The following is a 13,178-nucleotide window of genomic DNA, read 5'->3' as shown; positions in this document are numbered from 1 at the left end:
ACTAGTTGAAACTTTTTGGAGGTTGGAATGAGTAGAGAATATACAAGAACAATCGTCAAAATTATATTTTGTACAGTAGTCGTATTTGTTTTTGCGATTTATACTCATGTGAGTCAGACAGATCCTATTCCGGGACAAATAAAAGTTGGAGCGACTTATATGACGATGAATAGTGAATTTTATAGACATTTACATAATGAGATTCAACGCTATTCTGATTCAGAAGGTCAGATATTGTATACTCGGGACGCAGAGATGAGTGAAGAAAAACAGAGTAAACAAATTGATGAGTTTATAGAGAAGCGAGTGAATGTTATTGTTATTAATCCGGTTAAGAGTGATAGCGAGCAAATTGTAGAAGCGTTAAGTAGGGCAAAGAATTTTGGAATTAGAGTTATAGCAGTAGATAGTCAGTTGAATAATATAAAAGTTGATACGAGCATAGTTTCTGATAATTACCATGCTGGGATATTAATTGCCAAGGATTTGATGAAACGTACCTCAAATGCTCATATTCTTTTGTTAACGCACAAAGATGCTCTATCAGCTAATCAGAGAATAACTGGTTTTTTGGATACAATAAAATCAGAAGAACATTATCAAATTATCTCAGAAAGAGAAACAGTTGGTCAAACAGAGCATGCTATGACTACTGTAGGTGATGCCTTATCTGAAGGTTTACAATTTGATGCTATAGTGGCTTTAAATGATAGAGCAGCTATAGGAGCTTTAGCAGCAATTAAAGAATTGAAAGTAACTTCAAAAAAACTTATTTACGGAATAGATGGTTCACCAGATATGAAGCATTTATTAGCTACAACAGATGAAGTTACGGGAACGGTTGCTCAATTTCCATCTCATATGGGTAGAAAAGTATCGGAAACAATAGATTTATTAGTAAAAAAAGAAGAAGTTGAAGAATTATATACTATACCTGTACAATTTGTTGATAAAAATAATATAATTCAGTTTGATATTAATGGGTGGCAGTAATGAAACAGGTAAAAGGTGTCCAGTATTCTATAATTTTACTTTTATTAATTAATTTTCTAACCATTATATACAATGGAGCTTTGTATATACAGATTACAAACTATGTAATTTCAAAGGGGCAGATGACACTCTTATTGGGTGAATTAAATAATATTTCAAAATCACCTGACCAGATTTTTTGGTATTCAATTATTTTTTTCGTCGGTATTATTTTTATATCTACCTATAAAATGTACTCAACTGAGAAAAAATGGCCAATTTTTTCAAAATGGAATTTGTTTGAAATAGTATTAATGATTGGTGTTATATGGTCACAAAATCTGTCATACAATGGAATAATATTATTAGTTTTTGCTGATATATTCTATAGTTCAAGAGAGTTTCAAGACTCTGATAGTAAACGTTCTTGGATTATTTTTATTTTCTTGAGTTTTTTAATGTTACTTTTAACAGACTATGAAATCTTGTCACTATTTATAAAAGTTCCATCTCTAGCTACCTATATCCAATTTTATCCATCTTCCATACGAGGTGTAGTGTTATTTTTAGAAAATGCATTGACATCATTAAATGTTATTATTTTCATCATCTCTTTATTGTCTTATATCCTATACGTGATTAAAGAGCACCATAATATTGAGGAAGAGCTTAAAATGTTATCTAGAGTCAACACTGAATTGAATCATTACATATCGTTATCAGAGAAAATCGCTGAAGATCGAGAAAGGAAAAGAATTGCTCGAGAAATTCATGATACTCTAGGGCACGCATTGACAGGAATTTCAGCAGGGATTGATGCTGTTTCTGTACTAATTGATGTTCATCCTATCCGTGCTAAAGAACAGTTGAAAAATGTTTCAAATGCAGTTAGAGAGGGGATAAAAGATGTTAGGGGATCATTACAGAGACTGAGACCAGGAGCTTTGCAAAATAATGGTTTAAAAGATGCTCTAATATTAATGATTAGTGAGTATGAGTCTTTATCTAAACTCTCTGTCGATCTAAAATATGAATGGGGAAATATTGATTTAGATGTGATACAGGAAGATACTATTTTTAGGATTATACAAGAATCTATGACAAATTCTGTTCGTCATGGACATGCTAGTAAAATGAGCATTCATTTTATGAGTGAGGATAACAACATAATAGTTTTGCAAGATAATGGAATAGGTTTTGACGACTTACAAATTGGGTATGGCTTGAAACAAATGAGAGAGCGAGTTTCTATTTTAGGTGGTTCTATTCATTTTGAAAATAGGGAAGGATTTTACACTAAAATAGTTTTTCCAAAAATAGGAGGTGAAGTATATGATAAAGGTAATGATTGCAGATGATCAGGCGTTAATTAGAGAGTCTTTGCAGATCATTTTATCAGTATATGCTGATATTGATGTTGTATCCGTCGTTGGTGATGGTGTCGAAGCTATGGATAACATTATGACTGTAAAACCGGATATAATTTTAATGGACATTAGAATGCCCAGAATGGACGGAGTATTGGCTACAAAAGAAATCAAAAAACGTTTTCCCAATATAAAAATTATAATCTTAACAACATTTGATGACGATGAATTTATTTTTAGTGCTTTAAAATATGGTGCATCTGGCTATTTATTAAAAGGAGTTTCAACAGACGAGTTATATCAAGCCATTCAGACAGTGTATAAAGGTGGAGCTATGATTAATCCTAATATAGCTAGTAAGGTATTTCAATTGTTCTCGCAGATGGCACAGACCAATTTTTCTATTACTGTGAAGGAAGAGAATATTGAAAATATATCACTGACAGAATGGAAAATTATTCAGCAAGTGGCATTTGGAGAATCAAACAAGGAAATTGCCAGTAATCTTTTTTTATCCGAGGGAACCGTGCGCAATTACCTTTCTATCATTCTTTCAAAACTAAATTTGAGAGATAGGACACAGTTAGCCATATGGGCTGTACAAACAGGTGTGACACAAAAGAATTTTTCGAAGGAAATGGATAAATGAAAGTAAAGCAATTGTTTCTAGCGATACTGTTTGTGCTAAGCTGCTTGAGTTTATTCCTTATTTGGGAAAACAAGCAGATAAAGATTATTAGACTGGGTTTTTATTCTGATTCTAGTTGGGGAATTCCTACAGGGAATAACAGCTATGTACTAGATGAGGCTATTAAGAAATTTGAAGAGCTTCATCCAGGGGTTAAAATTGTATATGATTCAGGTATTCCTAAGGAGGAGTATTCTAATTGGATTTCAAGTCAAATTTTAAAAGGTTCTGAACCGGATGTATTTCTATTATCAAGCGACCAATTATCTTTATTTGCATCAAAGGGTATTTTAAAGCGCCTAAATTCCTATTTATCTCAAGAAGATGTCTCTAATTTCTATGATGTATCTTTGCAGGCAGCAAAATATGGAGATGATTTATACGGTCTTCCATATGAAAGCAATCCCATGTTGATGTGTGTAAATCAAGATTTACTTTTAAGAGAGGGCATTGAAATTCCTAAAGTAGGGTGGACACTGAAAGATCTATATGAGATTAGTAAAAAAATTACAAAAGATACCGATGGAGATGGAATCGTTGATCAATTTGGGATAACAGGATATAGTTGGAAAGAATCTCTAGCAGCCTTTGGTGTTACTATTTCTGAGAGTGGGATTCCTCGTATAGATTCGTTAGAAATGAAGGATGCTTTATCCTATATAAGGGGATTGAATCAATTAAACGGACGCTACAAAGTAACCTATAAAGATTTTGATGAAGGACATGTGGCCTTTTACCCAATGAGTTTGGCACAATATCGTACATATAAACCTTTTCCTTATCATGTGGCCAAATATACAAATTTTAACTGGACATGTATTTCGTTGCCAACGACTAAGGAAGACATTCGTTCGACTGTAACAGATACTTCCTTATACGTGGTTTCTTCGCGTGCTCGCAATTCAAACCTTGCCGTATCGTTTATAGAATTTTTAACAATTAATCGTGAAATTCAACAAAATTTATTTAATAAGGGTCAAGGAAGCTCAGTATTACCAGAGGTAGTAACTAGTTTGAAGAGTGAAGAGTTGATGAAGAAAGGAATGATTGGTCAAAATGCCTTAACGACTACCTCACTGGATTATATAATGAAAAATTCAATTACAACTATTTCAAAAGGGATAGATTCAAAATCATTGGTTGGAATAGAAGAAAGATTAGAAGCATTATCTATGGATGAAAATAACACGGATATTGAAGGTAGTCTTATTAAGTTACAAAAAGAACTAGATATAGGAACCCTTAAATAGATATCAAGATTATTATTTCTTAAATAATACGAACATGGCAGATGTCTTTATTGACATTTGTCATTTTTTTATTGACATTTATCAATAAACTTTTGTGACATTTAACAATTATAAAGTGAAGATAAGGATGATAGAATGAAATCAATAAAAGGAGGGAAATATGAAGTATTTGATATTAGTCAGTCATGGAGGACTCGCAGAGGGATTGAAATCATCTCTTTCTATGTTTGCTTCGGATAAGGTAGATGATGTCATAGCGATTGGCTTAAAAGATGGAGAAAGTCTTGCAGGTTTTTCTGTAGAGGTCAAGAATGTTATTGCATCTCTGGATGAAAATGATTCGGTTCTTGTTTTAGCAGATATTGTTGGGGGAAGTCCTTTAACAACTGTTGCAACAGTATTAGAAGAATTTGGAAAATTAGAGAATGCAACTATTTTGGGAGGTATGAACTTAACAATGGCACTTACAGCAGTGGTGATGAAAGACATTCTGACTGGAAGTGAACTTGTTTCTACGATATTAAACGAATCATCATCGGCTCTACAAGAATTTGAAGTCGGATTGGATGATAATCTTAATGAAGAAGACGATATTTAGTTATATAAGGAAAGGAATAAAAAATTATGGTAGTAACATTTGTACGAATTGACGATAGAATGATTCATGGACAAACAGTCACTAGATGGGCAAAAGAACATCCATGTGATGGCTTAATTGCAGTAAATGACGCTGCTGCATCTAATAAGGTTTTAATTCAGGCATATAAAGGTGCGTCAGATAAAAAAACATTTGTTTGGACAAAGGAAGCGTTTAAAGAAAAATCATCTAAAGTAACAGAATCGGATAGTAGATATTTTTTGATTACTAAGAATCCAATTGATATGAAAGAAATTTTAGTAGACCAGGGCTTTATTCCAGGAGATGTTAAAGAGATTATTGTAGGACCTGCTAACGATAGACCAGGTGCTATCAAGTTGGGAAATAATCAATCAATTACTCAAGAGGAAGCAGTTGCACTAGAAGCAATTGAAAAAGCAGGATATAAAGTTAGATTCCAATTATTACCAGATGTATCTATTGGCTATTGGAGTGATTTTAAATCAAAATTTGGATTTTAATAATGAAATAAGGAGACAAAATGATGGAAATTTCTTGGATTCAAGCAGCTCTTTTAGGATTGTTTGCAAGTTTAGCATCGATGCCAGGTATGGGGGGATCCAGTATTGGTAACTATACTTTGGGGCGTCCATTAGTTGGTGGTTTAATTGTAGGTTTAATATTAGGAGATATAACAACAGGGGTAATCGTTGGTGTGGCTTTACAGGTATTATATATTGCCTTAGTGACACCTGGTGGAACTGTATCTGCCGATGTACGAGCAATTTCTTATATCGGAATTCCGTTATCTATCCTATTTGTTCATGCAAATAATATTTCAGGTGAAGTAGCGATTGCAGCAGCAGCAGCGCCAATTGGAGCCGCGGTTGGAACAATTGGAACTGTTTTATTCTATGGTACAGCTACTATGAATTTGCTTTGGCAACACATTGGATGGAAAGCTGTAGAGAAAGGTGATTTTAAGAAGTTATATGCTGTTGATTGGGTATATCCTTGGATTTCACATTTTATCTTTTCTTTCTTACCAACAATGATTATTACAAAATTTGGACCAGATATGGTTGATCTTATGAAAGTATATCTTCCGATGGATGGTTTTGTAATGAAGTCTCTATTTACTGTAGGAGCACTCCTTCCATGTGTGGGTATTGCAATACTTTTGAAACAAATTGTTACAAAAACAACAGACTTTATTCCTTTCTTTGTCGGGTTCACGTTAGCAAAATCTTTAGGCTTGAACTTAGTAGCAAGTGGTGTTGTGTCATTAATTTTTGCAGTAATTTATTATGAATTAGAAGTTATTAAATCTGCCCGTACGACAGCAGTTGTCAGTGATATGGGATTTGATGAAGAGGAGGATATTTAGAATGAGTCGAAAAAAAATATCAAGAAAAACATTGACAAAATCATTTCACCACTGGTTCTATGGACATCTGACATGTTTTTCTCAAGAACATATGCAAACTTTTGGATATTTAACTTCTATGCTTCCAATTGTAGAAGAAATGTATGATACTAAGGAAGAACAAAAAGAAGCTATGCAAACATACACAGCATTCTTTAATACTGAGCCGCAGTTGGGTTCTCTAGTAGTTGGTATAACAGCTGGTTTGGAAGAAGCGCGTGCAAATGGAGATGCCGTAGATAGTGAGACCATCAATGGAATGCGAGCCGGTCTAATGGGGCCTATTGCAGGTATTGGAGATTCACTTATTGTAGGAACATTAATTCCTGTTCTTTTGGGGATAGCTCTAGGTCTTTCTAAAGGAGGAAATATTTCTGGTGCAATATTCTATATTATTGCATGGAATCTATTAGTCTATCTTGGAATGCGTTTTGCTTATTTTAAAGGATATGAACTTGGAGATAAAGCAGTAGAATTTTTAGTAGGTCCTAAAGGTCAGGCGCTAAGAAAAGCAATTAGTGTTGTTGGTGGTATGGTCATAGGAGCTGTTGCAGCAACTTGGGTATCTGTCACTACGGCGCTAGAGCTGAAAAATGGAGATGGAGAAACATTTTTAAACTTACAAGAAAAGATTGATGGTGTTTATCCAGGTCTTTTAACAGCAGGTTTTATTGTTCTATGTTGGTGGTTGATGGCTAAAAAGAAAGTTTCTCCAAATTGGGTGATGCTATTATTGGTAGTTATTGCACTTGTAGGAGTAGCCTTAGGATTTTTCAATCCAGGCTTGAAATATTAATAGCATCTAAAAAAGCAACGGTTCATAATCGTTGTTTTTTATATATGCGTAATATAAGGATTTAGAGTTTCGGTATTTTTTATAAAAGAATTAACGAAAATACTAATTCCATGAATCATGTTCGTTAAGATTCTACATTATTAAAGTGCAAAATAGGATAAAGAAATTCATCTATTCATCCTCAGAAAGTCAGACTTTTTTCTTGACTATTTCTGACCAAGTGATACAATAGAACTATAAATTAGCACTCAGATATAAAGAGTGCTAATAATATGTAGTTCATCATGGAGGAAAACAGATGTTGAAACCATTAGGAGACCGTGTGGTCTTGAAAATCGAAGAAAAAGAACAAACTGTTGGAGGTTTTGTCCTCGCAGGTTCAGCCCAAGAAAAAACCAAAACAGCCCAAGTTGTAGCTACTGGACAAGGTGTTCGTACCTTGAACGGTGACTTAGTTGCTCCAAGTGTTAAAGCTGGAGATCGTGTCTTAGTTGAAGCTCACGCAGGTCTTGATGTCAAAGATGGCGATGAAAAGTACATCATCGTAGGCGAAGCTAACATCTTGGCTATCATTGAAGAATAGAAGGAGAAAGTAAGTATGTCAAAAGAAATTAAATTTTCATCAGATGCCCGTTCAGCTATGGTTCGTGGTGTCGATATCCTTGCAGATACTGTTAAAGTAACCTTGGGACCAAAAGGTCGTAACGTTGTGTTGGAAAAATCATTTGGCTCACCCTTGATTACCAATGATGGTGTGACCATTGCCAAAGAAATTGAATTAGAAGATCATTTTGAAAATATGGGTGCCAAATTGGTATCAGAAGTAGCTTCAAAAACCAATGATATCGCAGGTGATGGGACTACAACTGCAACTGTCTTGACCCAAGCAATCGTCCGTGAAGGCATCAAAAACGTCACAGCAGGTGCCAATCCAATCGGAATTCGTCGTGGGATTGAAACAGCAGTTGCTGCAGCAGTTGAAGCTTTGAAAAACAACGCCATTCCTGTTGCCAACAAAGAAGCTATCGCTCAGGTTGCTGCTGTATCTTCTCGTTCTGAAAAAGTCGGTGAGTACATTTCTGAAGCCATGGAAAAAGTTGGCAAAGACGGAGTCATCACTATCGAAGAGTCACGTGGTATGGAAACAGAACTTGAAGTTGTAGAAGGAATGCAGTTTGACCGTGGTTATCTTTCACAGTATATGGTAACAGATAGCGAAAAAATGGTAGCTGACCTTGAAAATCCATACATTTTGATTACTGATAAGAAGATTTCAAATATTCAAGAAATCTTGCCACTTTTGGAAAGCATTCTCCAAAGCAATCGTCCACTCTTGATTATTGCAGATGATGTGGACGGCGAAGCTCTTCCAACTCTTGTCTTGAACAAGATTCGTGGAACCTTCAACGTAGTAGCCGTTAAGGCACCTGGTTTTGGTGACCGGCGCAAAGCCATGCTTGAAGACATTGCCATCTTGACAGGCGGAACAGTTATCACAGAAGACCTTGGTCTTGAATTGAAAGATGCGACAATTGAAGCTCTTGGTCAAGCAGCGAGAGTAACTGTGGACAAAGATAGCACGGTTATCGTAGAAGGTGCTGGAAATCCTGAAGCCATTTCTCACCGTGTTGCGGTTATCAAGTCTCAAATCGAAACCACAACTTCTGAGTTTGACCGTGAAAAATTACAAGAACGCTTGGCCAAATTATCAGGTGGTGTAGCGGTTATTAAGGTCGGAGCTGCAACTGAAACTGAGTTGAAAGAAATGAAACTCCGCATTGAAGATGCTCTCAACGCTACTCGTGCAGCTGTTGAAGAAGGTATCGTTGCAGGTGGTGGAACAGCTCTTGTCAATGTCATTTCAGCCGTGGCTGATTTGGAATTAACAGGAGACGAAGCAACAGGCCGCAATATTGTTCTCCGTGCTTTGGAAGAACCTGTTCGTCAAATCGCCCACAATGCAGGATTTGAAGGCTCTATCGTTATCGATCGTTTGAAAAATGCTGAGCTTGGTACAGGTTTCAATGCAGCGACTGGCGAATGGGTCAACATGATTGATCAAGGGATTATCGACCCAGTTAAAGTGAGTCGTTCAGCTCTACAAAATGCAGCATCTGTAGCCAGCTTGATTTTGACTACGGAAGCAGTCGTAGCTAATAAACCAGAACCAGCAACTCCGGCTCCAACAATAGATCCAAGCATGATGGGTGGGATGATGTAAGCTTTCAGAAAGAAACTTATAAAAAACACAAAAGGAGGGAATGTCTATCCCTCTTTTTATGCTATTCACTTCTAAATAGATTTGAGCTCTCCTAACTTATATGATAAAATAAGACTAGAAAAAGGAGAAGAACATGATCGATGTAGAAGAAATTCTGAGCAAGATGAACCCCAATCAGAAGATTAATTATGACCGTGTCATGCAGAAGATGGTACAAGTATGGGAGAAAAATGAGCAACGGCCAACCATTCTCATGCATGTTTGCTGTGCCCCTTGCAGTACCTATACCCTAGAATATTTGACCAAGTATGCAGATGTGACCATCTATTTTGCCAATTCTAATATCCATCCCAAGGCAGAATACCATAAGCGGGCCTATGTGACTAAAAAGTTTGTCAGTGATTTCAATGAGCGAACTGGCAATAACGTTCAATACCTAGAAGCTCCTTATGAACCTAACGAATATCGTAAACTGGTTCGAGGTTTGGAAGAAGAGCCTGAAGGTGGCGACCGTTGTAAGGTTTGCTTTGACTACCGCCTGGATAAAACAGCGCAAGTGGCTATGGACTTGGGCTTTGACTACTTTGGCTCAGCCTTGACCATCAGTCCTCATAAGAATTCTCAAACCATTAACAGCATCGGGATCGATGTGCAAAAAATTTACACAACACACTATCTTCCAAGTGATTTCAAGAAAAATCAAGGCTACAAACGTTCAGTAGAGATGTGTGAGGAGTATGATATCTATCGTCAATGTTATTGTGGATGTGTCTATGCAGCACAAGCCCAGAATATTGACCTGGTTCAGGTTAAGAAGGACGCCACTGCGTTCTTGCTGGATAAGGATGTTGAGAAAGACTATTCCCACATCAAATTTACTGTTACGAAATTAGATATATAGAAATCAACCCAGCTGAAAAGCTGGGTTTTTCAAATAAAAAAACCAGGGCTTTCACCCTAGTTTGACAACTTTACCGATTCTTTAGTTCTACATAGCGCTTGTACCAAATGTTTACATAGGCTTCTGAGAAAGGCCCACGTCCATTGTTAATCCAATCAACAAGAATTTTGACATGTTCTTTTAAAATATAGTCCAAATCATCAGAATAATTCATTTTGCGTTTGTGGCGCTCATATTCCTCAACGTCCAAGAGACGTTTTTCCCCATCTGTAAAAATTTTAACATCCAAATCGTAATCAATATACTTCAGTGCTTCTTCATCCAGATAGTAGGGGCTAGCCATATTGCAATAGTAGGAAATTCCATTATCACGAATCATGGCAATGATATTAAACCAATATTTCTTGTGAAAGTAAACAATAGCCGGTTCTCGAGTGACCCAACGACGACCATCACTTTCGGTAACCAGTGTATGATCGTTGACACCAATAATGGCGTTTTCTGTTGTTTTTAGTACCATGGTGTCTCGCCAAGTTCGGTGGAGACTCCCATCATGCTTATAACTTTGAATTGTAATAAAGTCGCCTTCTTTTGGAAGCTTCATAACTAACCAACTTTCTACAATTTATAAGTTTATCGTTTACTATTGTACCATAAAATTACCTAAAATCCGTGAATTTTACATGAAAATATTAAAGATATTCTCTGAGAGCGCTTGCTATATCCGAAAAATCGTAGCCCTTTCGTGCTAAAACTTGGGTTAAACGCTGTTTAAGTTCGTATCCTTCATATTTTCGGGCATACTTGGCATATTGCTTATCAAGTTCCTTGAAGATGAGTTCCTGAGTCGTTTCTTGGTCAACTTGACTATCCAACTGGTCAAAGGCACTTTTAGCATCAGAATAGGAAAACCCCTTGTTGGTCAGATTTTGTATAATCTTATCCTGCAAAGCACGAGCTGGAAGTTTTCCCTCATATTTTTTCAATAGTTTATTGGCTACACGTTGAGTAACTTCAGAAAAATCAAATTCTTTCAAGTTCTCTTCTATAGTAGATTTTGAAATTCCTTTTTGTGCTAATTTCTGAGTCAGAATATAAGGCCCCTTATCTCCTGAAAGTTGATTGGCATTGATGATGGCATAAGCGTACTGACCATCATTAATCCACTTATCTTCTTTAAGATTAGCAATGACTTGAGAAACTATGTTTTCATTAATATCGTATTTTTTCAGATATTCTCTGACTTCTTTTTCAGTGCGAGCTTTAAAGGATAGGTGGTAGAGAGCTAGATTTTTACCATAAGAAAATTGAGCAAAGTCCTGAATCTCTTTCAATTCTTCTTCGCTTATCACCTTATCTCTTGATAACATAAAACGAACAATAGTATCTTCAGTAATGTAGTATTTGTCGCCATTATCAAGCTCCATCAGATAGAGTCTTTTTTTCTTTTCAAGTTTTGTGATTTTCATAGTTCTATTATAACTCAAAATGTGATAAGATAGGGGTATGAATCTGAAAGTGAAACAAAAAATACCATTAAAAATCAAGCGCATGGGAATTAATGGTGAGGGAATCGGCTTTTACCAAAAAACGTTAGTTTTTGTACCTGGAGCACTAAAAGGAGAAGATATCTATTGTCAGATTACTTCTATTAAACGCAACTTTGTTGAGGCAAAATTATTAAAGGTCAACAAGAAGTCTAAATTTCGAGTTGTGCCAGCATGTACTATTTACAATGAGTGCGGAGGCTGCCAAATCATGCACCTGCATTATGATAAACAACTAGAGTTCAAGACGGACTTGCTTCATCAAGCGCTGAAAAAATTTGCCCCTGCAGGATATGAAAATTATGAAATCCGCCCGACGATTGGTATGCAGGAACCAAAGTACTACCGTGCTAAGTTACAATTTCAGACTCGAAAATTTAAGAATCAGGTCAAGGCGGGCTTATATGCACAAAACTCTCACTATTTAGTAGAGTTGAAAGACTGCCTGTTACAAGATAGGGAAACCCAAGTGATTGCTAATCGCCTAGCGGAATTACTTACTTTTCACCAAATTCCGATAACGGATGAGAGAAAAGTTCTAGGTGTTAGGACTATTATGGTCCGACGAGCAAGGAAGACCGGACAGGTTCAGATTATTATTGTTACAAATCGGCAGCTTAATTTAACCCAACTAGTAAAAGACTTAGTTAAAGATTTTCCAGAAGTTGTGACTGTAGCTGTGAATACAAATACAGCTAAAACCAGTGAGATTTATGGTGAAAAGACAGAGATTATCTGGGGACAAGAGAGTATTCAAGAAGGTGTACTCGATTATGAATTTTCACTATCTCCTCGAGCTTTCTATCAACTAAATCCTGAACAAACAGAAGTTCTTTATAACGAGGCGGTAAAAGCCTTGGATGTTACTAAAGAAGACCATTTGATTGACGCTTATTGTGGAGTTGGAACGATTGGATTTGCCTTTGCAAAGAAAGTTAAAACACTAAGAGGTATGGATATTATTTCAGAAGCCATTGAAGATGCCAAGCGAAACGCTAAAAGAATGGGATTTGACAATACTCATTATGAAGCTGGAACGGCAGAAGAGATTATTCCTCGTTGGTACAAGGAAGGCTACCGAGCAGATGCTCTGATTGTGGACCCACCACGTACAGGTCTGGATGATAAGTTATTAGATACTATTCTTACTTATGTACCAGAAAAAATGGTTTATATTTCTTGTAATGTTTCGACCTTGGCTCGTGATTTGGTACGCTTAGTAGAAGTCTATGATCTTCATTATATCCAGTCGGTCGATATGTTCCCGCATACAGCTCGAACGGAAGCTGTTGTAAAATTAATAAAAAAAGTTAAAAAAAGTGTTGACAAAAAATAAAAAGTCGGTATAATAGTAAGAGTTGAAAATAACAACTCTGGTCCGTTGGTCAAGGGGTTAAGACACCGCCTTTTCA

Annotated in this window: 14 protein-coding genes; 12 read left to right on the top strand and 2 right to left on the bottom strand. The window is 36.1% G+C overall.

What is annotated here, in order from left to right:
- Nucleotides 1-27: 27 nt before the first annotated feature.
- From N8M09_RS06260 to N8M09_RS06210, 11 genes are all read left to right on the top strand, one after another.
- Nucleotides 28-993, top strand: a complete 966-nt coding sequence (locus tag N8M09_RS06260) for a substrate-binding domain-containing protein (RefSeq protein ID WP_261064560.1) — start codon at nucleotides 28-30, stop codon at nucleotides 991-993.
- Nucleotides 993-2,330 carry a sensor histidine kinase gene (locus N8M09_RS06255; protein WP_173270666.1) on the top strand — a complete coding sequence of 446 codons (1,338 nt, stop codon included), beginning with the start codon at nucleotides 993-995 and terminating at the stop codon, nucleotides 2,328-2,330. Before N8M09_RS06260 ends, N8M09_RS06255 begins: the two co-directional genes overlap by 1 nt.
- Nucleotides 2,305-2,988 carry a response regulator gene (locus N8M09_RS06250; RefSeq protein ID WP_049513245.1) on the top strand — a complete coding sequence of 228 codons (684 nt, stop codon included), beginning with the start codon at nucleotides 2,305-2,307 and terminating at the stop codon, nucleotides 2,986-2,988. The genes N8M09_RS06255 and N8M09_RS06250 overlap by 26 nt, the downstream gene beginning before the upstream one ends.
- Nucleotides 2,985-4,277, top strand: coding sequence for an ABC transporter substrate-binding protein (locus tag N8M09_RS06245; RefSeq protein ID WP_261064555.1), 1,293 nt, complete (start codon nucleotides 2,985-2,987; stop codon nucleotides 4,275-4,277). The genes N8M09_RS06250 and N8M09_RS06245 overlap by 4 nt, the downstream gene beginning before the upstream one ends.
- Nucleotides 4,278-4,437: 160 nt before the next feature.
- On the top strand, nucleotides 4,438-4,875 hold the full coding sequence (locus N8M09_RS06240; protein WP_261064552.1) for a PTS sugar transporter subunit IIA: 438 nt from the start codon (nucleotides 4,438-4,440) through the stop codon (nucleotides 4,873-4,875).
- 26 nt (nucleotides 4,876-4,901) lie between these two features.
- Nucleotides 4,902-5,396 carry a PTS sugar transporter subunit IIB gene (locus N8M09_RS06235; protein ID WP_020903146.1) on the top strand — a complete coding sequence of 165 codons (495 nt, stop codon included), beginning with the start codon at nucleotides 4,902-4,904 and terminating at the stop codon, nucleotides 5,394-5,396.
- Nucleotides 5,397-5,419: 23 nt separating this feature from the next.
- A complete protein-coding gene (locus tag N8M09_RS06230) occupies nucleotides 5,420-6,262 on the top strand; it encodes a PTS mannose/fructose/sorbose/N-acetylgalactosamine transporter subunit IIC (protein WP_078238001.1) in 843 nt (280 codons plus the stop codon).
- Nucleotides 6,243-7,097, top strand: a complete 855-nt coding sequence (locus N8M09_RS06225; protein ID WP_031233157.1) for a PTS system mannose/fructose/sorbose family transporter subunit IID — start codon at nucleotides 6,243-6,245, stop codon at nucleotides 7,095-7,097. Before N8M09_RS06230 ends, N8M09_RS06225 begins: the two co-directional genes overlap by 20 nt.
- A 298-nt stretch (nucleotides 7,098-7,395) precedes the next feature.
- Nucleotides 7,396-7,680, top strand: coding sequence for a co-chaperone GroES (gene groES / locus N8M09_RS06220; protein ID WP_000917323.1), 285 nt, complete (start codon nucleotides 7,396-7,398; stop codon nucleotides 7,678-7,680).
- 15 nt (nucleotides 7,681-7,695) lie between these two features.
- The gene (groL, locus tag N8M09_RS06215; protein WP_261064549.1) at nucleotides 7,696-9,318 is read left to right on the top strand and encodes a chaperonin GroEL; all 1,623 of its coding nucleotides are present in this window, start codon (nucleotides 7,696-7,698) and stop codon (nucleotides 9,316-9,318) included.
- Nucleotides 9,319-9,451: 133 nt separating this feature from the next.
- Entirely contained in the window at nucleotides 9,452-10,219 is a 768-nt protein-coding gene (locus tag N8M09_RS06210) for an epoxyqueuosine reductase QueH (protein ID WP_020900987.1), read from the top strand.
- Nucleotides 10,220-10,289: 70 nt separating this feature from the next.
- On the opposite strand, the gene ntdP is transcribed toward N8M09_RS06210, so the two are convergent.
- Together ntdP and recX are read right to left on the bottom strand one after the other, a co-directional pair.
- Nucleotides 10,290-10,823: a nucleoside tri-diphosphate phosphatase gene (gene ntdP / locus N8M09_RS06205; RefSeq protein WP_000775316.1), complete on the bottom strand. Its 534-nt coding sequence runs from the start codon at nucleotides 10,821-10,823 to the stop codon at nucleotides 10,290-10,292.
- A gap of 88 nt (nucleotides 10,824-10,911) precedes the next feature.
- Nucleotides 10,912-11,688 carry a recombination regulator RecX gene (gene recX / locus N8M09_RS06200; protein WP_261064547.1) on the bottom strand — a complete coding sequence of 259 codons (777 nt, stop codon included), beginning with the start codon at nucleotides 11,686-11,688 and terminating at the stop codon, nucleotides 10,912-10,914.
- Between the two features lie 37 nt (nucleotides 11,689-11,725).
- Between recX and rlmD the strand changes: the two genes are divergently transcribed.
- Nucleotides 11,726-13,102, top strand: coding sequence for a 23S rRNA (uracil(1939)-C(5))-methyltransferase RlmD (gene rlmD, locus N8M09_RS06195; protein WP_261064545.1), 1,377 nt, complete (start codon nucleotides 11,726-11,728; stop codon nucleotides 13,100-13,102).
- The last annotated feature ends 76 nt before the right edge of the window (nucleotides 13,103-13,178 follow it).

This window comes from Streptococcus mitis, assembly GCF_946190375.1.
Lineage (GTDB): Bacteria > Bacillota > Bacilli > Lactobacillales > Streptococcaceae > Streptococcus > Streptococcus mitis_CJ.
The sequence above is the reverse complement of the archived record's forward strand: the minus strand, read 5'-3'. Positions and strand labels throughout refer to the sequence as shown.

Coding starts and splice junctions, on each gene's coding strand:
- ntdP (WP_000775316.1), bottom strand. CDS start 10,823: ATGAAGCTTCCAAAAGAAGGCGACTTTATTACAATTCAAAGTTATAAG.
- N8M09_RS06245 (WP_261064555.1), top strand. CDS start 2,985: ATGAAAGTAAAGCAATTGTTTCTAGCGATACTGTTTGTGCTAAGCTGC.
- N8M09_RS06240 (WP_261064552.1), top strand. CDS start 4,438: ATGAAGTATTTGATATTAGTCAGTCATGGAGGACTCGCAGAGGGATTG.
- rlmD (WP_261064545.1), top strand. CDS start 11,726: ATGAATCTGAAAGTGAAACAAAAAATACCATTAAAAATCAAGCGCATG.
- N8M09_RS06250 (WP_049513245.1), top strand. CDS start 2,305: ATGATAAAGGTAATGATTGCAGATGATCAGGCGTTAATTAGAGAGTCT.
- N8M09_RS06255 (WP_173270666.1), top strand. CDS start 993: ATGAAACAGGTAAAAGGTGTCCAGTATTCTATAATTTTACTTTTATTA.
- groL (WP_261064549.1), top strand. CDS start 7,696: ATGTCAAAAGAAATTAAATTTTCATCAGATGCCCGTTCAGCTATGGTT.
- recX (WP_261064547.1), bottom strand. CDS start 11,688: ATGAAAATCACAAAACTTGAAAAGAAAAAAAGACTCTATCTGATGGAG.
- groES (WP_000917323.1), top strand. CDS start 7,396: ATGTTGAAACCATTAGGAGACCGTGTGGTCTTGAAAATCGAAGAAAAA.
- N8M09_RS06230 (WP_078238001.1), top strand. CDS start 5,420: ATGGAAATTTCTTGGATTCAAGCAGCTCTTTTAGGATTGTTTGCAAGT.
- N8M09_RS06225 (WP_031233157.1), top strand. CDS start 6,243: ATGAAGAGGAGGATATTTAGAATGAGTCGAAAAAAAATATCAAGAAAA.
- N8M09_RS06210 (WP_020900987.1), top strand. CDS start 9,452: ATGATCGATGTAGAAGAAATTCTGAGCAAGATGAACCCCAATCAGAAG.
- N8M09_RS06235 (WP_020903146.1), top strand. CDS start 4,902: ATGGTAGTAACATTTGTACGAATTGACGATAGAATGATTCATGGACAA.
- N8M09_RS06260 (WP_261064560.1), top strand. CDS start 28: ATGAGTAGAGAATATACAAGAACAATCGTCAAAATTATATTTTGTACA.